At 74.0% G+C, this 25,749-nt stretch carries 24 protein-coding genes and 1 riboswitch; of the genes, 12 read left to right on the top strand and 12 right to left on the bottom strand.

Features of this window, described 5'->3' with window-relative positions:
• From ACFWZ5_RS18800 to ACFWZ5_RS18790, 3 genes are all read left to right on the top strand, one after another.
• Positions 1-539: SURF1 family protein (locus tag ACFWZ5_RS18800; protein ID WP_384890873.1), on the top strand; the 539-nt coding region annotated here is incomplete at its 5' end.
• 190 nt (positions 540-729) lie between these two features.
• The gene (locus ACFWZ5_RS18795; RefSeq protein ID WP_384797798.1) at positions 730-2,523 is read left to right on the top strand and encodes a glycoside hydrolase family 15 protein; all 1,794 of its coding nucleotides are present in this window, start codon (positions 730-732) and stop codon (positions 2,521-2,523) included.
• A gap of 4 nt (positions 2,524-2,527) precedes the next feature.
• On the top strand, positions 2,528-3,283 hold the full coding sequence (locus ACFWZ5_RS18790) for an SDR family oxidoreductase (RefSeq protein ID WP_384797795.1): 756 nt from the start codon (positions 2,528-2,530) through the stop codon (positions 3,281-3,283).
• A gap of 254 nt (positions 3,284-3,537) precedes the next feature.
• Here the strand turns inward: ACFWZ5_RS18790 and amaP are convergent, their stop codons facing one another.
• Genes amaP through ACFWZ5_RS18765 form a run of 5 tightly spaced genes read right to left on the bottom strand, consistent with a single transcriptional unit; the run spans position 3,538 to position 5,908 of the window.
• Positions 3,538-4,116, bottom strand: a complete 579-nt coding sequence (gene amaP, locus ACFWZ5_RS18785; protein ID WP_384797792.1) for an alkaline shock response membrane anchor protein AmaP — start codon at positions 4,114-4,116, stop codon at positions 3,538-3,540.
• A 7-nt stretch (positions 4,117-4,123) separates the two neighbouring features.
• Entirely contained in the window at positions 4,124-4,837 is a 714-nt protein-coding gene (locus ACFWZ5_RS18780) for a DUF6286 domain-containing protein (RefSeq protein ID WP_384797788.1), read from the bottom strand.
• Positions 4,834-5,190, bottom strand: coding sequence for a hypothetical protein (locus ACFWZ5_RS18775; protein WP_384890870.1), 357 nt, complete (start codon positions 5,188-5,190; stop codon positions 4,834-4,836). The genes ACFWZ5_RS18780 and ACFWZ5_RS18775 overlap by 4 nt, the downstream gene beginning before the upstream one ends.
• Before the next feature lie 3 nt (positions 5,191-5,193).
• Positions 5,194-5,379 carry a hypothetical protein gene (locus tag ACFWZ5_RS18770; protein ID WP_138959002.1) on the bottom strand — a complete coding sequence of 62 codons (186 nt, stop codon included), beginning with the start codon at positions 5,377-5,379 and terminating at the stop codon, positions 5,194-5,196.
• A 40-nt stretch (positions 5,380-5,419) separates the two neighbouring features.
• The gene (locus tag ACFWZ5_RS18765) at positions 5,420-5,908 is read right to left on the bottom strand and encodes an Asp23/Gls24 family envelope stress response protein (RefSeq protein WP_384797782.1); all 489 of its coding nucleotides are present in this window, start codon (positions 5,906-5,908) and stop codon (positions 5,420-5,422) included.
• Positions 5,909-6,001: 93 nt separating this feature from the next.
• Between ACFWZ5_RS18765 and ACFWZ5_RS18760 the strand changes: the two genes are divergently transcribed.
• Positions 6,002-6,778, top strand: coding sequence for a nucleopolyhedrovirus P10 family protein (locus ACFWZ5_RS18760; RefSeq protein ID WP_384797779.1), 777 nt, complete (start codon positions 6,002-6,004; stop codon positions 6,776-6,778).
• A 21-nt stretch (positions 6,779-6,799) separates the two neighbouring features.
• Here the strand turns inward: ACFWZ5_RS18760 and ACFWZ5_RS18755 are convergent, their stop codons facing one another.
• The 4 genes from ACFWZ5_RS18755 to ACFWZ5_RS18740 form a co-directional block, all read right to left on the bottom strand.
• Positions 6,800-7,612, bottom strand: a complete 813-nt coding sequence (locus tag ACFWZ5_RS18755; RefSeq protein ID WP_384797776.1) for an enoyl-CoA hydratase/isomerase family protein — start codon at positions 7,610-7,612, stop codon at positions 6,800-6,802.
• A gap of 185 nt (positions 7,613-7,797) precedes the next feature.
• Positions 7,798-8,019: a helix-turn-helix domain-containing protein gene (locus ACFWZ5_RS18750; RefSeq protein WP_384797773.1), complete on the bottom strand. Its 222-nt coding sequence runs from the start codon at positions 8,017-8,019 to the stop codon at positions 7,798-7,800.
• A gap of 412 nt (positions 8,020-8,431) precedes the next feature.
• Entirely contained in the window at positions 8,432-10,030 is a 1,599-nt protein-coding gene (gene abc-f / locus ACFWZ5_RS18745; protein WP_384797771.1) for a ribosomal protection-like ABC-F family protein, read from the bottom strand.
• A gap of 246 nt (positions 10,031-10,276) precedes the next feature.
• Complete coding sequence (locus tag ACFWZ5_RS18740; protein WP_384797769.1) at positions 10,277-11,194, bottom strand: hypothetical protein; 918 nt, start codon at positions 11,192-11,194, stop codon at positions 10,277-10,279.
• Positions 11,195-11,409: 215 nt separating this feature from the next.
• Between ACFWZ5_RS18740 and ACFWZ5_RS18735 the strand changes: the two genes are divergently transcribed.
• Together ACFWZ5_RS18735 and ACFWZ5_RS18730 are read left to right on the top strand one after the other, a co-directional pair.
• A complete protein-coding gene (locus ACFWZ5_RS18735; RefSeq protein WP_384797766.1) occupies positions 11,410-12,300 on the top strand; it encodes a neutral zinc metallopeptidase in 891 nt (296 codons plus the stop codon).
• Positions 12,301-12,436: 136 nt separating this feature from the next.
• Entirely contained in the window at positions 12,437-12,850 is a 414-nt protein-coding gene (locus ACFWZ5_RS18730) for a VOC family protein (RefSeq protein ID WP_384797763.1), read from the top strand.
• Positions 12,851-12,896: 46 nt separating this feature from the next.
• Here ACFWZ5_RS18730 and ACFWZ5_RS18725 read toward each other — a convergent pair whose 3' ends face one another.
• The 3 genes from ACFWZ5_RS18725 to ACFWZ5_RS18715 all read right to left on the bottom strand — a co-directional run bounded on the left by ACFWZ5_RS18725 (position 12,897) and on the right by ACFWZ5_RS18715 (position 16,477).
• A complete protein-coding gene (locus tag ACFWZ5_RS18725) occupies positions 12,897-14,399 on the bottom strand; it encodes a hypothetical protein (protein ID WP_384797760.1) in 1,503 nt (500 codons plus the stop codon).
• 88 nt (positions 14,400-14,487) lie between these two features.
• On the bottom strand, positions 14,488-15,633 hold the full coding sequence (locus ACFWZ5_RS18720) for an alpha/beta hydrolase (protein ID WP_384797757.1): 1,146 nt from the start codon (positions 15,631-15,633) through the stop codon (positions 14,488-14,490).
• Positions 15,634-15,760: 127 nt separating this feature from the next.
• Positions 15,761-16,477 (bottom strand): class II aldolase/adducin family protein, encoded by a 717-nt coding sequence (locus tag ACFWZ5_RS18715; RefSeq protein WP_384797754.1) that lies wholly within the window; start codon positions 16,475-16,477, stop codon positions 15,761-15,763.
• Between the two features lie 174 nt (positions 16,478-16,651).
• On the opposite strand from ACFWZ5_RS18715, the gene ACFWZ5_RS18710 reads away from it, so the two are divergent.
• From ACFWZ5_RS18710 to cobN, 6 genes are all read left to right on the top strand, one after another.
• Positions 16,652-17,392, top strand: coding sequence for a lysozyme (locus ACFWZ5_RS18710; protein WP_384797751.1), 741 nt, complete (start codon positions 16,652-16,654; stop codon positions 17,390-17,392).
• Positions 17,393-17,603: 211 nt separating this feature from the next.
• Complete coding sequence (locus tag ACFWZ5_RS18705; protein ID WP_384797748.1) at positions 17,604-18,875, top strand: anion permease; 1,272 nt, start codon at positions 17,604-17,606, stop codon at positions 18,873-18,875.
• A gap of 12 nt (positions 18,876-18,887) precedes the next feature.
• Positions 18,888-19,115, top strand: coding sequence for a hypothetical protein (locus tag ACFWZ5_RS18700; RefSeq protein ID WP_384797745.1), 228 nt, complete (start codon positions 18,888-18,890; stop codon positions 19,113-19,115).
• A gap of 192 nt (positions 19,116-19,307) precedes the next feature.
• Positions 19,308-19,388: riboswitch (cobalamin riboswitch) on the top strand.
• Positions 19,389-19,538: 150 nt separating this feature from the next.
• On the top strand, positions 19,539-20,516 hold the full coding sequence (locus ACFWZ5_RS18695) for a cobalamin biosynthesis protein (protein ID WP_384797742.1): 978 nt from the start codon (positions 19,539-19,541) through the stop codon (positions 20,514-20,516).
• Entirely contained in the window at positions 20,513-22,045 is a 1,533-nt protein-coding gene (locus ACFWZ5_RS18690) for a cobyric acid synthase (protein WP_384797739.1), read from the top strand. The genes ACFWZ5_RS18695 and ACFWZ5_RS18690 overlap by 4 nt, the downstream gene beginning before the upstream one ends.
• Complete coding sequence (cobN, locus tag ACFWZ5_RS18685; RefSeq protein ID WP_384890867.1) at positions 22,042-25,692, top strand: cobaltochelatase subunit CobN; 3,651 nt, start codon at positions 22,042-22,044, stop codon at positions 25,690-25,692. Before ACFWZ5_RS18690 ends, cobN begins: the two co-directional genes overlap by 4 nt.
• The last annotated feature ends 57 nt before the right edge of the window (positions 25,693-25,749 follow it).

Raw genomic sequence — 25,749 nt, 5'->3', positions numbered from 1 at the left:
GCCGGAGGTCGTGCGCGAGGTGCACCAACGCCGACGACGAGGTCGGCTTCCACGTCCTGACCCCCTTCGTCCTCACCGACGGCAAGGTGCTCCTCGTCAACCGCGGCTGGATCCCGGCGAACGGCCCCCAGACCGCGTTCCCGAAGATCCCCGCCCCGCCCAGGGGCGAGGTCACCGTCACCGGCCGCCTCATGGCCGACGAGACGTCCGCGCAGAGCGGCATCAAGAACGTACGCGGCCTTCCCGACCGCCAGATCATGCTGATCAGCAGCGGCCAGCAGGCCCACGCCCTGGGCAAGCGGGTCCTCGGCGGCTACGTCGAGCAGACCGCGCCCGACCAGCCCGGCGGCTCCCCGCAGCTCCTGGCCGAGCCCGACCACAGCGGGATCGGCCCGCACATGGCGTACGCGGTCCAGTGGTGGCTCTTCGCGGCGGGCGTGCCGATCGGGTGGGTGGTGCTGGTGCGCCGAGAGGTACGGGATCGTCGCGCGGCGCGGACGGATGACGCGTCACCGGAGCCCGCGGCATCCGCGGCTTAACTCCTTCCTCCCACCCACCCGCCCGTGCCCCTGGTCCCCGGCGCACCATCATGCACGGACGCGCCCCGCAGCCGACGGCGGCGGCCGGCCCCCACCGGGGGTGTCCACGCCGCGGGAGGGTGGAAACGGGCGGGCGGGTGGGAAACAAACCGCCTGATTGACGGGTTCCCGAACCGGGAAGCCGTCATCCGTGCAGCGACCCATCGAGGACTACGCCCTCATCGGCGACCACCAGACCGCCGCCCTGGTGGCGCGGACCGGTTCCATCGACTGGCTGTGCCTGCCCCGCTTCGACTCCGCCGCCTGCTTCGCCGCCCTGCTCGGCCGTGAGGAGCACGGCCACTGGCGCATCGCACCGAAGGGCGCGGACACGTGCGCGCGCCGCGCCTACCGCGAGGACTCACTCGTCCTGGACACCGAGTGGGACACCCCCGAAGGCTCGGTCCGCGTCACCGACTTCATGCCGCAGCGCGACCGCGCCCCCGACGTCGTACGCGTCGTCGAGGGCATCGAGGGAGAGGTGACGGTGCGCAGCACGCTGCGGCTGCGCTTCGACTACGGCTCCGTCGTGCCCTGGGTGCGCCGCGCCGACGGCCACCGGGTGGCCGTCGCGGGCCCCGACTCGGTGTGGCTGCGCGCCGACCCCGACGTCCGCACGTGGGGCCGCGACCAGGCCACGCACGCGGAGTTCACCGTCGGCGCGGGCGAGCGGGTGACGTTCGTCCTCACCTGGCACCCGTCGCACGAGCCACGCCCGCCGCTCATCGACACGGACCAGGCCCTGGCCGACAGCGTCCACGACTGGCAGGCCTGGGCGGCGCGCTGCCGCTACGACGGCCCGCACCGCGACGCGGTCGTCCGCTCCCTGATCACCCTCAAGGCCCTCACGTACGCCCCGACCGGCGGCATCGTCGCCGCGCCCACCACGTCCCTGCCGGAGGAGCTCGGCGGCGTACGCAACTGGGACTACCGCTACTGCTGGCTGCGCGACGCCACGCTCACGCTCGGCGCGCTGCTCGCCGCCGGCTATCTGGAGGAGGCCGGGGCGTGGCGGGACTGGCTGCTGCGCGCGGTCGCGGGCGACCCGGCCGACCTGCAGATCCTGTACGGCCTTGGGGGCGAGCGGCGCATCCCGGAGTACGAGGTGGGGTGGCTGCCCGGCTACGCGGACTCGGTGCCGGTGCGCATCGGCAACAAGGCCGTGTGCCAGCGTCAGCTCGACGTCTACGGAGAGGTCGTCGACTCCCTCGCCCTCGCGCGGCGCTCCGGCCTCGCCACGCGCCCGCACGGGTGGCGCATCCAGCTCGCCCTCCTGGAGTTCCTGCGCGAGGCGTGGCGCGAACCGGACGAGGGGCTGTGGGAGGTGCGCGGCCCGCGCCGCCAGTTCGTGCACTCCAAGGTGATGGCGTGGGTCGCCGCCGACCGCACCGCGCGCGCCCTGGAGGAGAACCCCCGGCTGCACGGCGACGTGGACCGGTGGCGGCGGCTCCGCGACGAGATCCACGACGACGTGTGCGCCCGCGGCTACGACCCGGAGCGCAACACCTTCACGCAGTCGTACGGCTCCCGGGAGCTGGACGCCGCGCTGCTCCTCATCCCGCGCGTGGGCTTCCTGCCGCCCGACGACCCGCGCGTCCTCGGCACCATCGACGCCGTCCGCGAGGAACTCGGCACCCCCGAGGGCTTTCTGCGCCGCTACAGCGCCGACGCCACCGCGGTGGACGGCCTGCCCGGCGAGGAGGGCGTCTTCCTCGTCTGCTCGTTCTGGCTCGCCGACGCGCTGCACATGACAGGGCGTACGAAGGAGGCCCGCGACCTCTTCGAGCGGCTGCTCGCCCTGCGCAACGACGTGGGGCTCCTCGCGGAGGAGTACGACCCCGTGCACGGGTGCCTGCTCGGCAACTTCCCGCAGGCGTTCAGCCATGTCGGCCTGGCCGTGACGGCCTTCACCCTGTTCGGCACGGGCGGGGACGCGGCAGGATAGGCCCATGGATCTTGGCCTGAACAACCGTGTCTACGTCGTCACCGGCGCCTCCCGCGGCCTCGGCAACGCCTCCGCGCGCGCACTCGTCGCCGACGGCGCGCAGGTCGTCGTCAGCGGCCGCGACGAGAAGGCGGTCGCCGCGGCGGCCGACGAGCTGGGCCCGAACGCGGTCGGCGTCGCCGTGGACAACGCCGACCCCGAGGCGCCCGCCCGGCTCATCGCCGCCGCGCGCGAGCGCTTCGGCGGCTTCGACGGCATCCTCATCAGCGTCGGCGGGCCGCCGCCCGGCTTCGTCGCCGACACCACCGACGAGCAGTGGCAAGCGGCGTTCGAGTCCGTGTTCCTCGGCGCGGTGCGGCTCGCCCGTGCCGCGGCGGCCGAGCTCGCCGAGGGCGGTGTCATCGGCTTCGTCCTGTCCACGTCCGTGTACGAGCCGCTGCCCGCCCTGACCATCTCCAACGGGCTCCGGCCCGGCCTCGCGGGCTTCGCCAAGTCCCTCGCCGACGAGCTCGGCCCCCGGGGCATCCGGGTGCTCGGGGTGCTCCCCGGCCGCATCGACACCGAGCGCGTCCGGCAGCTCGACGAGCTCTCCGCCGACCCCGAGGCGTCCCGCCGGGCCGCCGAGTCCCGCATCCCGCTGCGCCGCTACGGTGCGCCGGACGAGTTCGGCAAGGCAGCGGCGTTCCTGCTGTCGCCTGCGGCGTCGTACGTGACCGGGGTGATGATTCCGGTGGACGGCGGGTCGCGGCACGGGTTCTAGCGCGGGCGCTGGCACGGGGTTCCCGTCCGGCTGCGGCTGCGTGGGTGGTGCCGCCGCGCTGCGCGCGGCGTTCGTCCCCCACCCGCCCGCCCGTTTCCAGTCGGACAGCGATGGACGCCCCCGGTGGGGCTCGCCCGCCGTCGGCGGCTGCGGCAGCGCACGTGCGCAAGCGTATGGGTGGGCGGGCGGGAAGATCCCGCCGCGGAGCGGCGGGCCGGAGGCGTACGGCAGCCCGGCCCCGTTCAAGAGCCGTCTCAACTGACCCGTTCCGCACCGTGCTTGACCGCACGCAACTGCACCGTCGCAGGCAGCCGCGCCAGCCCCGCCGAGTCGCGGGCGTGGGCCAGCGTCTCGGTGGACAGGCGGTGCAGCGCCTCCGCCGGGACCGCCTCGGCCGCCAGGACGAGGCCGACCCGGGCCTCGGGGGCGGCGCGGCGGCCGGTCAGCAGGACCCGGGCCCGCGCCACCCCGTCGAGGGCCCCGGCCTCGGACTCCAGGACGTTCTCCATCGCCCGCCCCCGCAGCAGCGCGCCCTCGCCGTCCCCGGTCTCCACCAGGACCTCCGCGAGGCGGCGGCGCCGCAGCTGGGCCGTGAGCCACCACAGGGACAGGAGCAGCACCACCGCGAGCACCCCGATGACCGTCGGCCACCACCAGCCGTCGTCCCGCCACCGCGCCCGGTCGGCGTCGCTGAGCAGCACGTCGTCGCGCCCGTCGTGCACCCACCACGACGGCGGCCGCGCGCCGAGCCCGATCGCGAGGACCGTACCGCCGAGCACCACGAGCGCCAGGCCGAGCAGTCCGAGCAGCACCCGGTTCACCGTACGCAGCATGCCGTGCTCACCCCTTCTTCCCCGGCCGCGCCACGTGCACCGAGAGCGCGGGCGGGGTGCCGAGCCCGAGGTCCCTGATGCCGTCGGCGAGGGTCGTGTCCAAGTCGCCGCGTACGTCGTCGAGTTCACGGAAGTGCGATACGGCCCGCACATCGACCTTGGTCCGCTTCATCCGGACCCGTACCGACCGCACGCCCGCCACGTCCATGGCCCGGTCGCGCAGCACCATCGCGGCGGCGGCGCGGTCGAGCCCGGCCCGCACCTCGGCGTGCGTGCGCCGCATGGGCAGGACGGACCGCAGCCCCGGGGTCGCCGCGAGGACGACGAGCCAGAGCCCGAGCACGGTGGCCCCGGCGGCGCCGACGAGCACCGCCGTGCTGTCCAGGGGCCGTTCGGCCAGCTCGCGTGCGAGGTCGCGGCGCCAGCGCATCGCGGGGTGGTCGGCCCGCACGGCGACGATGTCGTACAGGAGAAGCCCGGAACCGCCGAGGAGCAGCAGCGCGAGCAGCGCGGCGGGCACGCGGCGCGCCGACCAGAAGCGCGCGGCCCCGCCGCCGTCGTCGTCGGGGGTGAGGGTGGGGTGCGGCCGGTAGGCGGCCGCGGACGCGGACTGGTCGAGCTCGGCCCCGGCGCCCTCCGTCCGCTCCGCTTTCTCGGTCTTCTCGGTCTTCTCGACGACGGGCAGCTGCTGGGTTCCGCCGGGGTCCTGGGGCTCGCTCATAGGGTCCTCCCCTGTGCCGCGGCCCGCGCCTGCGCCGAGTGCAGCCGCTCGACCTGGACCGCCACCTCGGGCACTTCCATGCCCGCCAACGCCTCTACCCGCTGGGCGACATGACGACGCACAGCGCTGCACTGGGCACCGATGTCGCTGGGGTAGTCGAGTTCCAGGCTGACGTGGACGCGGGCGCTCGCATGGTGGACGCTGACCGTGGCGTGTGGGGGCGCGGCTTCGGCGGGCAGCGTCTCAAGGGCCTCCCGCGCCGCGCGCGCGGCGATCTTCGCGACGACGCGGTCGGCGATCCGGGTCGCGCCGCGCTCGCCGGGCGCGACCTGCCCCACGACCTCGGCCGCCACGGCTCAGCGCCGCCGGTCGCCGCGGGTGCGGAAGAAGTCGCCGGGCTCCAGGTCCCCCTCCAGGAACCGCCCGGCGACGAAACCGATGGCGCCCAGTGCGGCCACCAGCAGGAAGGCCCCGAACCCGCCGAAGTACCCGGCGAACCCGAGGGCCATCCCGGCGATCATGCCGATGACGGCCATGCTCATCGTGCGCTCCTTCGCTTTCGCTGTGGTCCGGGCCCGCGGCCTACTGCAGTCGCGGCTGTTCCTCGTCCTCGTCGTCGGGCAGCTTCACGTCGCTCACCGCGATGTTCACCTCGACGACTTCGAGCCCCGTCATGCGCTCGACGGCCGCGATGACGTTCTCCCGCACGGCCCGCGCGACATCGGCGATCGATACGCCGTAGTCGACGACGATCTCCAGGTCGAGGGCCGTCTGCACCTCGCCGACCTCGGCCTTCACCCCGCGCGTGACGGACTTGGAGCTGCCGCCGGGCACGCGGTCGCGCACGGCCCCGAAGGTGCGGGCGAGGCCGCCGCCCATCGTGTGCACGCCGACCACGTCACGGGCGGCGAGTCCGGCGATCTTCTCCACGACGCCGTCCGCGATGGTGGTGCGCCCGCGCGTCGCCGGGTCGCCGCCCCCGCGCCGTGGCCCGCCGGCCCTCCCCGCGGCCTCGTCGGGCGACTCCTTCTCAAGCGTCTGAGGCGTCATGCGCTGTCCGGTCTCGGTCATCGCCGTCGGTCCTTTGCGACAGGGGATCTGCTCCTTCGTCCACACTAAGCGCGGCCCGGCGCCCGCGCGCCAGGGATGCGGCAGGCTGGGGCCATGACGGGTGACGGATGGAGCGCGGCGGTACGGCGCCAGCTGGGCCTCGGCAGGGTGCTGCCCCTGGGCGGGCCCGGGGACGGGGCGTGGCTGACGGAGTCGGCGGCCGCGGCGGTGCTGCGCCGGGCGGCCGAGCGGGTGACGGGCGCCCGCCTGTTGACGGTGCGCCTCGCCCTGGCCGATCCGGCGGCCACCGCGGTGGAGGTGTCGCCTGACGCGTACGTGTCCACGGTCCCGTCGCCGCCGAGCGCGCTGCCGCACCACCCGCTGCGGATCAGCGGGGACGTGGCGGCGGACGCGACCGAGCCGCTGCCGGTGGCGGCGGCCCGGCTGCGTACGGTCCTCGCGGCGGCCGCGGCGGACCGGCTCGGCCTGGTGGTGGCGGAGGTGGACCTACGGGTGACGGCGCTGCTCGACGGGACCACGGACGGCGCCGCGGCCGGGGCGTCCGCGGCCCCCGGCGCCGTACCGGACGCCGTGGGACCGACGGAGCCCGGGCCCGAGCCCCCTGCCGACGACGAGGACCGCGTGGCGCGGGCCGCGCTCGCCGTACCGGGTGTGACCCGGCTGACCGGCGCGCTCGGCGGCCTGGGCCGCGCGGTCCACATCGAGGAGCGCCCGTCCCTGAACTCCCTGCCGCGCCGCCACGTCCGCCTGGAACTGGCGGTGTCCACCGACCACCGGGCCCTGGACGTGACCCGCGCGGTCCGCACGGCCGTCGGCACGTCCCTACCGGACCGCCCGTCGGTGGCGGTCCTGGTCACGGCGGTGGACTAGCGCCCCGACCGACGGAACGGATCAGTCCCCGAGCCCCGCAAGGTCCCGCAGCCTGCGGGCCTGGGCGGCGCGTTCGGCGGTGCGCTGCTCCTCGTACGTACGCCCCGCGGCCCCCTGCAAAAGGGCCTTGGTCTCGATCACCGCATCGCGCGGCGCCGCGAGCAACGCCGCGGCCAAGTCCCGTACGGACCCGTCGAGTTGGTCGCCGGGAACGGCGAGGTTGGCGAGGCCGGTGCGCTCGGCCTCGTCGGCGCCCACGAAGCGGCCGGTGGCGCAGATCTCGAGGGCGCGCGCGTACCCGACGAGGGACACCAGGGGGTGCGTGCCGGTGAGGTCGGGCACCAGGCCCAGGCTGGTCTCGCGCATGGCGAACTGCACGTCGTCCGCGACGATCCGCAGGTCGCAGGCGAGCGCGAGCTGGAACCCGGCGCCGATCGCATGTCCTTGGACGGCGGCGATGGACACGAGGTCGCTGCGCCGCCACCAGGTGAACGCCTCCTGGTACTCGGCGATGGTCGCGTCGAGCACGTCGTCGGCACCGCGCGCGAGGTCGATGAACGACGGCTCGCCGTCGAAGCCCTCGGGCGTGAACGCCTGCCGGTCGAGGCCCGCGGAGAAGGACTTGCCCTCGCCGCGCAGGACGACGACGCGGACGCTGCCCGGCAGGGCGCGGCCCGCTTCGGCCAACGCCCGCCACAGCGCGGGGGACTGCGCGTTCCGCTTGGCGGGGTTGGTGAGCGTCACCGTGGCGATGGCATCGTCGACGGTGAGGCGCACGCCGTCCTTGTCGAGTACCGGTGCCGGTCCGCCGGGTCCGCTGTCGGGCGAAGCCATGGGTGCCTCCGATGGGTGCAGTCGTCGGTCCGGGCGCGGTGGGCGCCCGTAAGTGACTGCACAGTAACCACCCGGTCGAACGGGATGACGACCGGGTGGTCACCACCGGACCACAGGGGCCGGCCACGAGAGCCGGGGCCGACGGACGGCCACCGCGGGCCGACGCCGGACGGAGGCGTCAGGCGTCAGACGGACGCGGCCTTCTTGCCTCGCGTCGCGCCACCACGGCCGCGCAGCACGACACCCGATTCGGTGAGCATGCGGTGCACGAAGCCGTAGCTGCGGCCGGTTTCCTCCGCCAGTGCCCGGATGCTCGCACCGCCGTCGTACTTCTTCTTCAGGTCTGCCGCGAGCTTCTCGCGCGCGGCGCCGGTAACCCGGCTGCCCTTCTTCAGAGTCTCGGCCACCCGTGCCTCCTCATGGGAAGTGCGCTCTGGACTTCCCATGATCACCCCTCCTGACCGTCCTGGCCACCCATTCGGCAAGGTCCATACGACTTGATTGGCCGCCCGGGAACGGTCCATCACGAGCGGAATTAACGATTCCGCACGCCTTCCGCTTCTCCCGCTCCATACCGCCGAATGGGTTCGGCAACGAAGGAGCAGGTCAGGGACGTGCCACGGGAAGGGGGCGCTCCGCGGCCCGCGGAGCGCCGAAATGCGTGTATGGCACACCTCGGTACGAGGACGGCTCACACAGATGAAGGATCACGGATGGGCCGAATGATCCATACGCAGTGGATCAGTGATTCGATCACCCCGCGGCAGGCACTCCGCGTCAGGCAGCCCGCGTCAGGCGCTCCGCATCAGGCACTCCGCGTCAGGCGAGCGCGACCAGGTCCGCGTAGTCCGCGCCCCACAGGTCCTCGACGCCGTCCGGGAGCAGGATGATCCGCTCCGGCTGCAGCGCCTCGACGGCGCCCTCGTCGTGCGTGACGAGGACGACCGCGCCCTTGTAGGTGCGCAGGGCGCCGAGAATCTCCTCGCGGCTCGCCGGGTCGAGGTTGTTCGTCGGCTCGTCGAGCAGCAGCACGTTCGCCGAGGACACGACGAGGGTCGCGAGCGCGAGCCGGGTCTTCTCGCCGCCGGACAGGACGCCCGCGGGCTTGTCCACGTCGTCGCCGGAGAACAGGAAGGAGCCGAGCACCTTGCGCACCTCGACCAGGTCGAGGTCGGGCGCGGCGGAGCGCATGTTCTCCAGGACCGTGCGGTCCGGGTCGAGGGTCTCGTGCTCCTGCGCGTAGTAGCCGAGCTTGAGGCCGTGGCCCTCGACGACCTGGCCGGTGTCGGGCTTCTCCACGCCGCCGAGGAGCCGGAGCAGGGTGGTCTTGCCCGCGCCGTTGAGCCCGAGGATGACGACCCGGGAGCCCTTGTCGATGGCGAGGCCCACGTCCGTGAAGATTTCGAGCGAGCCGTACGACTTGGACAGGCCCTCCGCGGTGAGCGGGGTCTTGCCGCACGGCGCGGGCTCGGGGAAGCGCAGCTTGGCGACCTTGTCGCTCTGGCGGACCGCTTCGAGGCCGGAGAGGAGCTTCTCGGCGCGGCGCGCCATGTTCTGCGCGGCGACGGTCTTGGTGGCCTTGGCCCGCATCTTGTCGGCCTGCGCGTTCAGCGCGGCGGCCTTCTTCTCGGCGTTCTGCCGCTCGCGCCTGCGGCGCTTCTCGTCGGACTCGCGCTGCTGCTGGTAGAGCTTCCAGCCCATGTTGTAGACGTCGATCGTGGAGCGGTTGGCGTCCAGGTAGAAGACCTTGTTGACGACCGTCTCGACGAGGTCGACGTCGTGGGAGATGACGATGAAGCCGCCGCGGTACGTCTTCAGGTAGTCGCGCAGCCAGACGATCGAGTCGGCGTCGAGGTGGTTCGTCGGCTCGTCGAGGAGCAGCGTGTCCGCGTCGGAGAACAGGATCCGGGCCAGCTCGATGCGGCGGCGCTGACCACCGGAGAGCGTGTGCAGGGGCTGGCCGAGCACGCGGTCGGGGAGGTTGAGCGCGGCGGCGATGGTGGCGGCCTCGGCCTCGGCGGCGTACCCGCCCTTGGTGAGGAACTCCGTCTCCTGGCGCTCGTACTGCTTCATCGCCTTCTCGCGCGTGCCGCCCTTGCCGTTGGCGATGCGCTCCTCGTTCTCCCGCATCTTGCGGATGAGGACGTCCAGGCCGCGGGCGGACAGGACGCGGTCGCGGGCGAGCACGTCGAGGTCGCCCGTGCGCGGGTCCTGCGGGAGGTAGCCGACCTCTCCGGAGCGGGCGATGGTGCCGGCCGCGGGGGTGCCCTCACCGGCCAGGCACTTGGTGAGCGTGGTCTTGCCCGCGCCGTTGCGGCCGACGAGGCCCACGCGGTCGCCCTTGGCGATACGGAACGTGGCGTTCTCGATGAGGATGCGGGCACCGGCACGCAATTCGATACCGGAGGCGGTGATCACGGTCAGACTCCTGGACGGGATAAGGACGGCGGAAGCGGGAGGAAGACAGGGCGAAACCGCGCGAAGCGCGCCGCGCAGCCGTCTAATGCAGCAGGAGAATGGCCATGCGGCCATTCTAACGGGGCCCCGCAACCGAATTTCCGGCGCGACCGCCGGGCCCGTGACCAGGCCCTTCCCGGTTCGACGGGTTCGACGGGTTCGGCAGGTTCGGCAGGCTCGGCGGGCTCGGCCTGGGCACCGCGGCCGTCAGGCCCGTGGCGCGCCCGGCACGTCGTTGCCCAGCGGGGTGCGGCGCGGTGTGACGCGGCCCAGGTCGTCCACGGCGACCAGCTGCGCGGTCCACGGCGCCGCGCGGTCGCGGCACGGCTGGGCGACGAGGAGCACGCGGTCGCGCCGCAGCGACCGGGCGGGCGCGAAGGCGCAGCCCCTCCGCGCGGGCAGCGTCCAGCGCAGGTCGCCGTCGACGGTGCGGTAGGCGGCAATGCGGTGGGGGGTGACGACGGCCAGCATGTGCGCGGCCGGGTCGAGGGGGCGCAGGACGCCGCTGCCGCCGCGTGCGCCCGGAGTGCGCAGCCAGTGGGCGCTCTCGGGGATCGCCCGGTGCCAGCGCACTCCCCCGCGCGCGGTGTCGGTGACGAGACCGTCGTCCCAGAGCGTGAGGGCGTGCCCGCCTGCGGCCCGCAGCACCAGCGGACGCCGTCCTTCCCGCGTGTACGTCCAGCGGACCCGGCCGCGCACCGTGTCGTACGCCCGGACGGCCCGCCCGGAGACCCGCGGCACGGCGGTGCCCTGACCGTCGGCCGCCCGCGACGCGGGAGCACCCCGGCCGTCCGCGTCCACGCGCGCGTGGACGCGGAAGTGGTCTCCGTAGGGCGCCGGGCGCGAGTGCTGTGCGGCGGTGACGAGCGGTACGGCGAGGAGCGCGAGGACCACGGGGAGGGCGAAGCGGGGGCCGCGACGGCGCGCGGCGAGCAGGGGACGCGGGCGGAGCGGGCGGAGCGGGCGGAGCGGGTGGGAAGCGGCGTACCACCGCAGCAGTCGAGAGGCCACGTCTCGGGTGCGGAGCTGCGGCGGGCCGGGCGTGGTGGCCCGGGTGCTCGGGCGCGGCGGGTGGTCGGCCGTGGGCGCGGTCGGGTGGGTCGCCCCGGTCGGGTCAGCGGGCATGACGGCCCCCCCCCTTCTCGCTGCCTCTGGCCTGGAATCAGGCGCAGAGCGTAGCGGCGGCGGAGGTCGCCAGGCGGTGGGCGGCGCCGGGCGTGTCCCCCGTTCGGACCTCCGTCCGGCGCCGGTCGGTCGGCGGCATATCAGGATGAAGTGGCCGGGTCCCCGGCGCAGGGCGGCGGGGCGTCGTCCCGGACGAGGCAGAGGGTGGTGCGCCCATGCAGTTCGACGACGACGCGAACCTGGACACCTCCGAGGTGCAGGACGTGCGCGGCAGCCGCGTACCGGGCGGCAAGGCGACCATCGGCGGCGGGATCGCGGGGCTCGTCGCGCTGCTCCTCGGCCTGTTCTTCGGCGTCGGCCCCGAGCAGCTCGGCCTGTCCGACGGCGGCAGCGAGCCCGCCGCCACGTCCTCGTCCGTCGCGCAGGTGGAGCAGAGCTGCCGCACCGGCAAGGACGCCAACGCGCGGGAGGACTGCCGCATCGTGGCGGTGGTCAACAGCGTCCAGGACTACTGGCGCCAGGAGTTCCCGCGCCGCCGGGGCCAGTACGCGCCGGCGCGGACCGTGCTCTTCACCGGCCGGGTGGGCACGGCGTGCGGCGCCGCGTCGTCCGCGGTCGGGCCCTTCTACTGCCCCGGTGACCGGAAGGTCTATCTGGACCTGGGTTTCTTCAACGACCTGCGTACCAAGTTCGGCTCCAGCGGCGGCCCCTTCGCGCAGGCGTACGTGGTGGCACACGAGTACGGGCACCACGTGCAGAACCTGATGGGCACGCTCGGCCGCTCGCAGGACGGGCGTACGGGCGAGGGCAGCAACGCCGTACGCGTGGAGCTGCAGGCCGACTGCTACGCGGGGGTGTGGGCGCACAACGCGACGCGGACGCCCGACGAGTCGACGGGCAGGCCGCTGATCTCCCGGCTCACCGAGGCCGACATCCGGGACGGCCTCGACGCGGCGGCCGCGGTCGGCGACGACCGGATCCAGGAGCGCTACCAGGGCCGGGTGACGCCGGAGTCATGGACGCACGGCTCGGCGCGGCAGCGGCAGGACTGGTTCGAGCAGGGCTTCCGCACCGGCGACATGGCGCAGTGCAACACCTTCCGCTGAGCCCGCGGCGGCGGCCGGGCGCCGTTGTCAGACCCGGCTGCCATGCTGTGGAACAGGGCACCTCCGGATCACCTCGGGACCACCGTCAAGGGATTCCGGGGCGTTCCGGGGAACTCCGACGGAAGGAGTGAGCGACATGACGAGCGCTGTCAGGGGACGGCCGAGCATCTTCCCGACGCTGCTGTACGCGGACGCGAAGGCCGCGATCACCCAGCTCACGGAGGCCTTCGGCTTCACCGAGATGAGCGTGTACGAGAGCGAGGACGGCACGGTCCTGCACGCCGAGCTCAGTTACGGCAACGGGGCGGTGATGCTCGGCTCCAAGGGCCGCGGGGGCGTCTTCGCCGAGAAGATGAAGGACGCCGGGCCGAGCGGGACCTACATCGTGGTGGACGACGTCGACGCCCACCACCAGCGGGCCGTGGAGCACGGCGTGGACATCGTGATGCCCCCGACGGACCAGGACTACGGCTCGCGGGACTACATGGCGCGGGACATCGAGGGCAACGTGTGGAGCTTCGGCACGTACTCCCCCGAGATAGGCGCCTGACCGGCCCCGGCCCCGGTCCAGGGCCGGTCAGGGGCCGGTCGGCGCGTCACACTCCGCCGGTGTGCACCTGGAACGCGGCGCGGCGGACGGCCTTGGCGAGCGCCGGGTCCGGGTGGGCCGCGGCGAGCGCGACGAGGACCTGCACGGTGCGCGGGTGGCCGACGGCGCGCACCTCGTCGAGCAGCGCGGGCACGGTGGGCTGCGGCGCCGAGTCCAGATGGCGCACGAGGAGTTCGGCCTCGCCGTGGTCGGCGACGGCGGCCGCGGTGTCGACCCACAGCCAGGTCGACTCCTCCCGCGTCAGGACGAGGTGGACGTCCTCGGGGTCGGTGCCCTCGTGCTCGGCGAGCCACAGCAGGGCGTACGGCCGCAGTGGCGCCTCGTCGACGACGGCGCGGACGTCCGGCTCGGCCGGGGAGCCGACGACGCGCAGGGCCTCGAAGGCCAGGCCGCGCAGCAGGGCGTCGTCGCCGCGGGCGGCGTCGATGAGCTCGGTGACGGCGCTGCCGGCGTCGCGGGCGGCGAGCCAGGCGCGGTACTCGGCGCGGGCCGCGTTCGGGCGCAGCCGCGCGCAGCCGCGGAGCATGTCCTCCGCGGCCTGCTCGATGTGGCCCGCCGGGCTCTGCGCGGCGACGCAGATCTGCTCCAGCTTGACCCACACGGCCCAGCTGCCGAGCGGGGTGAGCGTGGCCTGGCCGTCCGCGCAGGTCAGCGCTCCGACGGCGGCCAGGGCTTGCAGGGCCCAGTCGAGCAGCTCGGGCAGCTGGGGTGCCGGGGACCCGGCGCCGTCCTCGGGGGTCGCCTCCGTGTGGTCCGTGTCCTCCCGGGGGTCCTCCTGGGGGCCGTAGGGGATCTCGCAGCGCTCGGTGCGGAGTTCCCTGACGCGCTGGTCCAGGAGGTCGAGGAGCTGGGGCACGGGCACGGGGCCCGCCGACAGCTGGAGGAAGGAGAGGAGTTGGGGGACGGCTTCGACGGTTTCCGCGACGGTGGCGGGCGGCAGCTCGCCGGGCGCCGGGTGCACGAGGGACCAGGCGTCGAAGAGGGCGACCCAGCCGCGCAGCACGGCGGCGTCGTCCCGGTCCCAGGCGCGCAGCCGCCAGCCGGGGCGGACGCTGTCGCCGTGGACCTCGATGAGCCCGGCGAGGCGCGCGGTGTCCCAGTCGGCGCGCAGCTGGTGCACCGTCACGTCCAGCTCGGCCGCGGCCTGTTCGGCGGCGGCGTGGGACAGGACGCCGGTGGCCTTGGGCGGGCGCGTGACCGTGGCCGGTGCGGGCGTGCCGACGCCGGGGCGCAGGGCGCTCTCGGCCCAGCGGGCCGCGCGGACGGCGCTCTCGAGGCCCGCGCGCGCCATGCGGGCCAGCTCGCCGGGCGCGGGGGTGCCCTCCGGCGGTGGGGGCGCGGGGCGGCGCGAACGACCCTTGGTCACCGCGCCGGGAGCGCGCAGGGGGCCACGCGTTCGACCCCGCTCCGCCTCCGCTCGCCTTTCGGCCCGCGGGGACGGGGTGCGGACGAGGTGCAGCCGGGAGTCGCGCGGGTTACGGGACGTCACGGGAGCAGTCTTCCTGTTGACGGTCCGAAATCCCAAACGGAATCCCGGCGGGCGGCCCCGGCGACCGAGGTCGGGCGGCCGCCCGGGATCACATCAAGGGGGTGAGGAAGCGGCGCAGAGCCTCTTCGTAGCGCCCGGGGTCGGCGTTCCACATGGCTCCATGGGGCGCATCCGGAACGGTGTGGAGGGTGACGAGGTCGGGTCGCTTCCCGGCCAGTTGACGCGACAGGGACCACGGGGCGACGGCGTCGCCGGGGCCGTGCAGGAGGAGCGTCGGCACCCTCAGTGCGCCGGGGCCGCCGTTGACGTCCTTGACGGGGATGCGGTCGCCGCGCAGCCCGGTGCGGCCCTGCGCGGCGCGCACGGCGAGCGGCAGGACGGCGCTCGGGGTGCGGCGGGCCGTGGCGAGGGCGCGCAGGGTGGCCTCCCAGTCGAGCACGGGCGAGTCCAGGACGAGCCCGGACACGCGGTCGCGCAGCGCGGAGCGGGCGGCGGCGTGCAGGGCCATCGAGGCGCCGGTGGACCAGCCGTGCAGGACGACGGCGCGGGCGCCGTTGCGTACGGCGTGGCGGATGGCGGCGTCGAGGTCGCGCCACTCGGACTCGCCGAGGTGGCCGAGGCCGTCCGGGGAGCGCGGCGCGCCGGGGTCGCCCCGGTAGCCGAGCGCGAGGACCGGCAGGCGCAGGCCGTGCAGGAAGTCCATGACGACCATGGTGTGTTCCCGGGTGGTGCCGAGGCCGTGCACGGCGATCACCCAGGTGTCGCGGGCGCCGGGCACGAACCACGCGGGCAGCGGCCCGAGCTCCCCGGGGATCTCGACGTCGGTGTGGTCGATGCCGAGCGCGCCGCGCGGGTCGCCGATGTGGACCTGGGGGGTGAGCCACACCTTGGCGCCCGGTTCGAGGGCGCCGTGGGTGAGGCGCTCCAGGCGGCGTACGACCGAGTCCGCGGGGTGCGGGGCCGCGTCGAGGACCGGGCCGACCACGGCGTGGCAGCCGTTGCCCGCCAGGCCGTAGACGCCGGGGCGCTGGGAGGCCAGGGCCCGGGTGAGGGTGATCCGGCCTGCGGCCGTCGCGTGGACGGTGAGGCGGGGTTCGGTGGGCAGGGGGTGGGTCGCGGAGGCCTTCAGGGCGGCGTTGCTGGCGTAGCGGCCGGCGGCGATGGCCAGGGCGGTGGCGGTGGCGCCTACGCCTAGGGCGGCGGCGGTTGCGGTGGTGACTGCTGCGGGGCGCACGGGTCCAGTGTCTGCGGGGTGGCGGGGTGCGGCCAGTGGGCGGGTGCCGGTGGGGTGGGCCCTCGCGGGGCGCCCCAGGCCCGCCCCTTCACCGAAACCATGGGGCTCCGCCCCCTGGCGCCCCCGTTTATCGCGCTTCGCGCTCGTCCTCAAACGCCGGACGGGCTGAAATTTGCCCGTAACCCTTCAGTTTCTGTTCCGCTTCCCGCACCTGGCCGGGCGACAGAAGAGACGGCGTGAGGGCCGGGACCGAGCTTGCCGTCAGCCAGAGGTGGCACATCCATTCGAGTTGGGCTGTGCGGTCGTAGGCCTGGGAGAGGGTGTCTCCGTAGGCGACCGTTCCGTGGTTCTGGAGGAGGCAGGCCGTGCGGTCGCGGAGGGCGTGGAGCATGTTCGCGGCCAGCTCGTCGGTGCCGTACAGGGCGTAGGGGGCGACGCGGACCGGGCCGCCGAGTGCGCCGGCCATGTAGTGGATGGGGGGCAGCTCGGGGACCAGGGTCGAGACGGCGGTGGCGTGCACCGCGTGGGTGTGGACGACGGCCCGGGCGCCGGTGGTGCGGTAGATCTCCAGGTGCAGCGGCAGCTCGCTCGTCGGGGTGAGCGCGCCGAAGAGCCGGGTGCCGTCCAGGTCGACGCCGACCGCGTCGGCCGGCCGGAGCCTGTCGTACGCGACGCCGCTCGGCGTGACCAGCACCGTGTCGCCGACCCGCGCCGAGACGTTGCCCGACGTGCCGACGACCAGGCCGTCGGCCACCGTCCTGCGCGCCGTCTCCACCAGCTCGCCCCACGCCCGCGCGAGCGCGCCCCGCCCCTGGCCCGCAGTGTTCTGCCGCTGCTCCGTCATGCCGTGATCCTGCCAGGAGCCGCCCGCGCGAGCACCGGTGCGTACCGGGGTGGAGGGGGGCGCAGGCCGATTGGCTGAACGTTGGACCAATGCGGTCGGGACAGAGCGGTTCAGGCCCGGATCCTCCAGTACTCTCGCGGAGATTTGTCACGCACGTAGCCATCGGGGGGAAAAATGGCCCGTGATCACAAACCGTCCCGCCGCCGCGTCCGCGCCCTCGCCGCGTACGTGGCGGCGCTGTCTCTGGGCGCGGCCGCCTTCGCCGAGGTCCCGGCCGCGGCGGCGGACCGGGCGCGGGGGCACGACGTGTCCTCGCACCAGCGCACCGTCGACTGGCAGCGGGCGAAGGACCGGGGCGCCCGCTTCGTCTATGTGAAGGCCACCGAGTCCCACACCTACCGCAACCCCTACTTCCGCCAGCAGTACGACGGCTCCCGCGCCGTCGGCCTGGTCCGCGGCGCCTACCACTTCGCGCTGCCGCACCGGTCGTCGGGCGCCCGGCAGGCGGCGCACTTCCTCGCCAACGGCGGCGCGTGGGTGGCCGACGGCTGGACGTTGCCGCCCGCGCTCGACGTCGAGCACAATCCGTACGGGGACCGGAAGTGCTACGGCTTGAGCAAGCGCGCCATGGTCGACTGGATCAAGTCGTTCAGCGACGAGGTCCGGCGCCGCACGGGCCGCAGGCCGGTGATCTACACGACCGCGAAGTGGTGGAACGACTGCACGGGCGGAAGCCGGGCCTTCGGTGACCATCCGCTGTGGCTCGCACGCTGGTCGTCGTCGCCCGGGGTGCTGCCGAGCGGCTGGTCGTCCTGGACGTTCTGGCAGTACGACAACGGCGGCACGCTGCCGGGTGATCAGAATCTCTTCTACGGCTCGACGGCCCAGCTCAAGCGGTTCGCGCGGGGCGGGTGACAGCGCCCGCGAAGGCCCCCCGGACGGCCTAATTCCGGGCCACTGCCGGGGCCACGGCGGGGCGGCGGCGTCCGTTCGGGTGTATGCCGGAGAGATGTGGAGTCGCGGCAACCCACTTCGAGTCACCGCTGCGCCCGACCCAGTTCACTTTCCGTTCACTCAGGTTGCCTACGGTCCACCTGCCACTGACGTCCAACAGAAGCCTGGGTAAATGGAACACATCACGCTTCTCCTCGGGATCGTGATCGTCACCGCTCTCGTGTTCGACTTCACGAACGGTTTCCACGACACAGCCAACGCGATGGCCACGACCATCTCGACTGGCGCTCTCAAGCCCAAGACGGCGGTGGCCATGTCCGCCGTGCTGAATCTCGTCGGAGCGTTCCTCTCCGTCGAAGTCGCCAAGACGATCTCCGGCGGCATCATCAACGAGGACGGCCTCAAGACAGAGGTGATATTCGCCGCGCTCGTCGGCGCGATCCTCTGGAATCTGCTGACCTGGCTCCTGGGTCTGCCGTCCAGCTCCTCGCACGCCCTGTTCGGCGGCCTGATCGGCGCCGCCGTGATGTCCATGGGCTGGTCGTCCGTGAACGGCGGTACCGTCGTCACGAAGGTGCTGCTCCCCGCGGTCGCCGCCCCGCTCGTCGCCGGCATCGCGGCGTCCCTCGCCACGCGGCTCACGTACAAGATCAGCAGCCGCACGGACGAGAAGGCCACGAGCAAGGGCTACCGCGCCGGCCAGATCGCCTCGGCGGGCCTCGTCTCGCTCGCGCACGGCACGAACGACGCGCAGAAGACCATGGGCATCATCACCCTCGCCCTGATCACCGGCGGCGTGCTCAACCCGGGCGCCAACCCCCCGATGTGGGTCATCGTCTCGGCCGGTACGGCCATCGCGCTCGGCACCTACCTCGGCGGCTGGCGCATCATCCGCACCATGGGCAAGGGCCTCACCGAGCTCGCCCCGCAGCAGGGCTTCGCCGCGCAGACGTCGGCGGCGACCGCGATCCTCGCGTCCTCGCACATCGGCTTCTCGCTCTCCACCACCCAGGTCTGCTCCGGCTCCGTCATGGGCGCGGGCCTCGGCCGCAAGGGCGGCGTGGTCCGCTGGTCCACGGCGACGCGGATGTTCGTCGCGTGGGGCCTCACGCTCCCGGCGGCCGGTCTGGTCGGCGCGGGCGCCGAGTTCCTCACCAAGCAGGGCGACTGGGGCGTCGCGGTCACGGCCGCGCTGCTCGTCGGCGGCTCCGCCGTCATCTGGCAGCTGTCGCGCCGCCAGCCCGTCGACCACACGAACGTCACGGCCGACGAGATCGGCACCGGCGCGCGGGACACCGAGCCCGCGGGCGTCGTGACCACCGCGATCGCCGCCGTCACCCCGCCCCCCGCGAGCCCGATGGCCCCGGCCGCCGACAGCCCCGCGGTCGAGCCCGTCACCGCCGCCGCACCCGTGGCGGACCCCGCCCGGCCCGCCACGGTCTAAGGAAGTAACAGCATGAAGATCGACTGGGCAGCCCTCGGCTCCGTCTTCGGCGTGAGCCTCGTCGTGACCGTCGCCCTCGTGGGCGTGTTCACGCTCGGCATCGTCGGCCTCTCCAAGCAGGAGCAGGCCCGCGCGGCGGGCGGCGGCAGCGCCGCGCTCCCGGCCCGCGTGGGCGCGTACGCGTGCTTCGCGCTGTGCGCGGCGGCGGTGGCGTACGGGATCTCTCTGATCGTCGCGTAACGACTCGTCGCGCAACGGATCGTCGCGCAACGGCGGTCCGCGTACGGCGCGGGGCGGCGCTCGGTGACCTCACCGGGCGCCGCCCCCCTTTTTCTTGACGTGGTCCTCCTAACACTGCACCACCGCAGGTCAACAGCGAGTTGACGGGCATCCCGGGCCATGGTGGACTGCCGGAGCCATTACGGCGGCAGCAGAGGAAGCCGGTGCGAATCCGGCGCGGTCCCGCCACTGTCACCGGGTGACCCGCATGCGGTCCCCGGGAGCCAGGAACTCTCACCGCCGGTCTCGTCGAACCAGGGCGCGGAAACCCTGAGTGAGGACATATCGCCATGCGTGGCCGCCGGTTGCCGGACCCTGTTCAGTCGAGGGTGCCGTTCCGTCTTCGTCTGCAAGCCCTGTTCGACACAGCGGCGGGCTGAGCCGATGCGTGCCGATCGCGACTTCGCGTACGGCGCCGCCGCCGGACTCCTCGGTGACCTGTTGCTCGGCGACCCTCGCCGCGGGCATCCGGTCGCCGCGTTCGGGCGTGCCGCGGCAGCCGTCGAGCGGGTGCTGTGGCGTGACCACCGCGGGTGGGGGGCGCTGCACACCGCGGTGTGCGCCGGGGGCGCCGTCGCCGTGGGTGCGCTCGCCGCGCGCGCCGTACGCCGCTCCCCTGCCGCGGCCGTCGGTCTGACCGCCGCCGCCACCTGGGCCGTCGTCGGCGGGACCTCGCTGGGCCGGGAGGCGCGGGCCATCGGTGGCGCGCTCGCCGTCGGGGACGTGCCGGTCGCCCGGGAACGGCTGCCGCATCTGTGCGGCCGTGACCCGCAGGCCCTGGACGCCGACGGGATCGCCCGCGCCGTGGTGGAGTCCGTCGCCGAGAACACCTCCGACGCCGTCGTGGGCGCGCTGGTGTGGGGGGCCGTCGGGGGTGTGCCCGGGCTTCTCGGGTTCCGGGCCGTCAACACGCTGGACGCCATGGTCGGGCACCGGTCGGCCCGGTACCGGCGCTACGGGTGGGCGTCCGCCCGGCTCGACGACGTCGCCGGCTGGCCAGGGGCGCGGCTCACCGCCGTGCTCGCCGTCGCGGCGGGTGGCGATCCCCGGGGGGCGGTGCGGGCGTGGCGTGCGGACGCGGGGCGGCACCCCAGTCCCAACGCCGGTGTTGTGGAGGCCTCGTTCGCGGGGGCGTTGGGGGTGCGGCTCGGGGGGACGCTGTCGTACGGGGGGCGGGTCGAGCATCGGCCCGTGCTGAACTCCGAGGGGCGGGACGTGGTGGTGGGGGACATTGAGCGGGCCGTGCGGTTGTCTCGGCGCGTGGGATGGCTTGCGCTGGGTGTGGCGGTGGCCGTCCGGGTTGGACTGGGTGGGCGCCTGAGCAAAGGGCGGCCGGGGCGACTGAAGGCGGTCAGCCGATGAGCGGTGGGCTGCTTGTTGCCGGGACCACCTCTGACGCCGGGAAGAGTGTGGTCACCGCTGGGATCTGTCGGTGGCTGGCCCGTAAGGGCGTGGCCGTCGCGCCGTTCAAGGCGCAGAACATGTCGCTCAACTCCTTCGTCACGCGCGAGGGCGCCGAGATCGGGCGGGCGCAGGCCATGCAGGCGCAGGCCGCGCGGGTCGAGCCGTCGGCGCTGATGAACCCGGTGCTCCTGAAGCCGGGCAGCGACCGGTCGAGCCAGGTCGTGCTCATGGGCAAGCCCGTGGGCGAGATGAGTGCGCGCGGCTACCACGGCGGGCGCCAGGGCGCGCTGCTCGACACCGTCGTGGGGTGTCTCGAGGAGCTGCGGAGGACGTACGACGCCGTGATCTGCGAAGGGGCCGGGAGCCCCGCCGAGATCAACCTGCGGCGCACCGACATCGTGAACATGGGCATCGCCCGCGCCGCCCGCTTCCCCGTCGTGGTCGTCGGCGACATCGACCGCGGAGGTGTCTTCGCGTCGTTCTTCGGGACCGTCGCCCTGCTCAGCCCCGCCGATCAGGAGCTGGTTGCCGGGTTCCTCGTCAACAAGTTCCGCGGTGACGTGTCGCTGCTCGAACCGGGGCTCGACATGCTGCACGGGCTCACGGGGCGGCGGACGTTCGGCGTCCTTCCGTTCCGGCACGGGCTCGGGATCGACGAGGAGGACGGGCTCCGAGTGTCGCTGCGGGGGGCGGTCAGGGAGTCCGTGGTGGCGCCCCCGGTCGGCGACGACGTGCTGCGCGTCGCCGTGTGCGCCGTGCCGCTCATGTCGAACTTCACCGACGTGGACGCACTGGCCGCCGAACCCGGTGTCGTCGTCCGGTTCGTGGACCGCGCCGAGGAGCTGGCCGACGCCGACCTCGCCGTCGTACCGGGAACCCGCGGCACCGTCCGGGCTCTTGAATGGCTGCGGGAGCGCGGGCTCGCGGACGCCCTTGCGCGGCGGGCCGCGGAGGGCCGGCCGGTGCTCGGGATCTGCGGCGGCTTCCAGGCGCTCGGCGAGCACATCGAGGACGACGTCGAGTCGCGCGCCGGGTCCGTGGCCGGGCTCGGCCTGCTGCCGGTGCGCGTCACCTTCCGGCGCGAGAAGACCCTCGCGCGGCCCGTCGGCAAGGCGCTCGGGGAGCCCGTCGAGGGGTACGAGATCCACCACGGCGTCGCAGAGGTCCTCGGCGGTGAGGCGTTCATCTCTGATGACAATGGACACAGCCTGGACGGCTGCCGGGTCGGTGCGGTGTGGGGCACGCACTGGCACGGCTCGCTGGAGAGCGACGCGTTCCGGCGCCGCTTCCTCACCGAGGTGGCCCGTGCCGCGGGCCGCCGCTTCGTACCCGCCCCCGACACCAGCTTCGCCGCGCTGCGCGAGGAGCAGCTCGACCTGCTCGGCGACCTCATCGAAGAACACGCGGACACGGACGCGCTGCTGCGCCTGATCGAGACCGGTGCGCCGGTCGGTCTTCCCTTCGTCGCACCGGGGGCACCGAAATGACCGTCCTGCTGCTGTCCACCGCCGACACGGACCTGCTCGCGGCCCGCGCCTCCGGTGCGCCCTACCGCATCGGCAACCCGGCCCGCGTCGACGTGCGCGCGGAGCTGCCCGCGCTCGTCGACGGCGCGGACGTCGCCGTCGTACGCCTCCTCGGCGGCAAGCGGGCATGGGAGGACGGGCTCGCGGCGCTCGGGGCCGCCGGGATTCCCACGGTGCTGCTCGGCGGCGAGGCCGTGCCGGACGCGGAGCTGATGGCCGAGTCGTCCGTGCCCGCGGGCGTCGTGGCCGAGGCCCTGCGCTATCTCGTCGAGGGCGGACCCGCCAACTTCGCGGAGCTCGAGCGGTTCCTGTCCGACACCGTGCTCCTGACCGGTCACGGCTTCGCCGAGCCGCAGCAGATGCCCGAGTACGGCGTGCACGGCGACCGCCCGCACAGCGAGGGGCGGCCCACCGTCGCCGTGCTGTTCTACCGGGCGCACGAGCTGTCCGGGAACACCGCGTTCGTGGACACGCTGTGCGACGCGATCGAGGCGCGGGGGGCCAACGCCCTCGCCGTGTACTGCGGTTCGCTGCGCGGCGCGGACCCGGGCCTGTACGCGCTCCTCGGCCGGGCCGACGCGCTCGTCACGACCGTGCTCGCCGCCGGCGGCACCCACGCGTCCGGCGCGAGCGCGGGCGGCGACGAAGAGGCCTGGGACATCGGCGCGCTCGCCGAGCTGGACGTGCCGCTCCTGCAAGGGCTCTGTCTGACGACCTCGCGCGCCGCCTGGCAGGAGTCCGCCGCCGCCCTGTCCCCCATGGACGCCGCGATGCAGGTGGCGATCCCCGAGTTCGACGGGCGCCTGGTCACGGTCCCGTTCTCCTTCAAGGAGCGCGGCCCCGACGACGTGCCCGTGTACACCGCCGACCCCGAGCGGGCCGCGCGCGTCGCCGGGATCGCCGTGCGCCACGCGCGGCTGCGGCACAAGCCCAACGCCGAGAAGCGGATCGGCGTGGTCTTCACCGCGTACCCGACCAGGCACAGCCGCGTCGGCAACGCCGTCGGCCTCGACACGCCCGCGTCCGCCGTCCGCGTCCTGGACGCGCTGCGCGCCGCGGGATACGGCGTCGAGGGCCACCCGGACAACGGCGACGAGCTGATCCACACCCTCATCGGCGCCGGCGGCCACGACGTCGAGTGGCTCACCGACGAGCAGCTGGCCGCCGCGCCCGCGCGCGTGCCGCTCGCCGACTACCAGCGGTGGTTCGCCACGCTCGACCCCGAGCTGCGGGACGCGATGCTCGCGGCATGGGGCGAGCCGCCGGGCTCGCTGTACGTCGACGGCGACGACATCGTGCTCGCCTCGCTCCGGTTCGGGAACGTCGTCGTGCTGATCCAGCCGCCGCGCGGCTTCGGCGAGAACCCCATCGCGATCTACCACGACCCGGACATGCCGCCGTCCCACCACTACCTGGCGGCGTACCGCTGGCTCGACCGCACGTTCGGCGCCGACGCGCTCGTACACATGGGCAAGCACGGCACGATGGAGTGGCTGCCCGGCAAGGGCCTCGGGCTCAGCGGCGGCTGCGCCCCGGACGCGGTCCTCGGCGACCTGCCGCTCGTGTACCCGTTCATCGTCAACGACCCCGGCGAAGGCACCCAGGCCAAGCGCCGCGGGCACGCCACCGTCGTGGACCACCTGGTGCCGCCCATGGCGCGCGCCGACACGTACGGCGACCTGGCGAAGCTGGAGCAGCTGCTCGACGAGTACGCGCTGGTGTCCGACCTGGACCCGACGAAGGCCCCGGCCGTGCGCGCCCAGATCTGGACCCTGGTCAAGGCCGCGGAGCTCCACCACGACCTGCACGTCGACGAGCAGCCGGACGACGCGGCTTTTGACGCGTTCGTGATGCACATCGACGGCTATCTGTGCGAGATCAAGGACGTGCAGATCCGCGACGGCCTGCACGTGCTCGGCGGCGGCCCGGTCGGCGAGGCGCGCGTCAACCTGGTCCTCGCGGTGCTGCGCGCCGCCCAGGTGTGGGGCGGGCAGGCGAACGCGCTTCCCGGCCTCAGGGCCTGCCTCGCCGAGTACTTCGGCCTCGTCGAGAAGGAGCTGCTCGGCGAGCCGGGCGCCCCGGTGAAGGTCCCGGAGGCCCTGACCGCCCTGGCCGCGGGGCCCGCGCGGACGGGCGCCGACGCCGTCGACCTCCTGGAGCAGCTGTGCCGGAGACTCGCCGAGGGCATGGAGGAGCGCGGCTGGGAGCCCGCCGCGGCGCGCGCCCTGGTGCGTGAGGTCATCGGCGTCGAACTTCCCGACGCCGTCGCGGTGTTGGGCTTCGCCTGCGAGGAGGTCGTGCCGCGGCTCGCCCGCACGACGGACGAGATCGGGCACATCCTGCGGGCCCTCGACGGCGGTTACGTCCCGGCCGGGCCCTCCGGCTCGCCCACGCGCGGCCTGGTGAACGTCCTTCCGACGGGCCGCAACTTCTACTCCGTCGACCCCAAGGCCATCCCGTCCCGGCTCAGCTGGGAGGTCGGTCAGGCCCTCGCGGACTCGCTGGTCGCGCGCTATCTCGCGGACACCGGCGCGTACCCGGAGTCGGTGGGCCTCACCGTCTGGGGCACCTCCGCGATGCGCACGCAGGGCGACGACATCGCGGAGGTCCTCGCGCTGCTCGGCTGCCGTCCGGTCTGGGACGACGCGTCGCGCCGCGTCACCGGCTTCGAGATCGTGCCGCTCGCGGAGCTCGGCCGTCCCCGCATCGACGTGACGGTCCGCATCTCCGGGTTCTTCCGGGACGCGTTCCCCCATGTGGTGGGGCTCATCGACGACGCGGTGCGGGCGGTCGCCGACCTCGCGGAGCCCGCCGAGCAGAACTACGTCCGCGCCCACGCCGACGAGGACACCGCCGGGCACGGGGACCGGCGGCGGGCCACCGCGCGCGTCTTCGGGTCCAAGCCGGGGGCGTACGGCGCGGGCCTGCTGCCGCTGATCGACGCCCGGAACTGGCGATCGGACGCCGACCTCGCCGAGGTCTACGCGGTGTGGGGCGGCTACGCGTACGGGCGGGGGCTCGACGGGCGGGCCGCGCGCGGCGACATGGAGGCGGCGTTCCGGCGGATCGCGGTGGCGGCGAAGAACGTCGACACCAGAGAGCACGACATCGCGGACGCCGACGACTACTTCCAGTACCACGGCGGCATGGTCGCCATGGTGCGGCATCTGACGGGGGCGTCCCCGGAGGCGTACGTCGGTGACTCGGCCGTGCCGGACCAGGTGCGGACCAGGACGCTCGGGGAGGAGACGCACCGGGTCTTCCGGGCGCGGGTGGTCAACCCCCGATGGATGGCCGCGATGCGGCGCCACGGCTACAAGGGGGCCTTCGAGATGGCCGCCACCGTGGACTATCTCTTCGGGTACGACGCCACGGCGGGGGTGGTCGACGACTGGATGTACGAGAAGTTGTCGGCGGAGTACGTGTTCGACCCGGAGAACCGGGCGTTCATGGAGCGGTCCAATCCGTGGGCGCTGCGGGGGATCTCGGAGCGGCTCCTGGAAGCGGCCGAGCGGGGGCTGTGGGCCGCGCCCGACCCGGAGACGCTGGAGCGGTTGCGGGCCGTCTTTCTGGAGCTTGAGGGGGAGCTCGAAGGGGGCGCCGAGTGACGGTGGCCTCGCGGGGCGCCCCAGGCCCGCCCCTTCACCGAAACCAGGGGGCTCCGC

Source organism: Streptomyces sp. NPDC059003 (assembly GCF_042740445.1).
GTDB lineage: Bacteria > Actinomycetota > Actinomycetes > Streptomycetales > Streptomycetaceae > Streptomyces.
The sequence above is the reverse complement of the archived record's forward strand: the minus strand, read 5'-3'. Positions and strand labels throughout refer to the sequence as shown.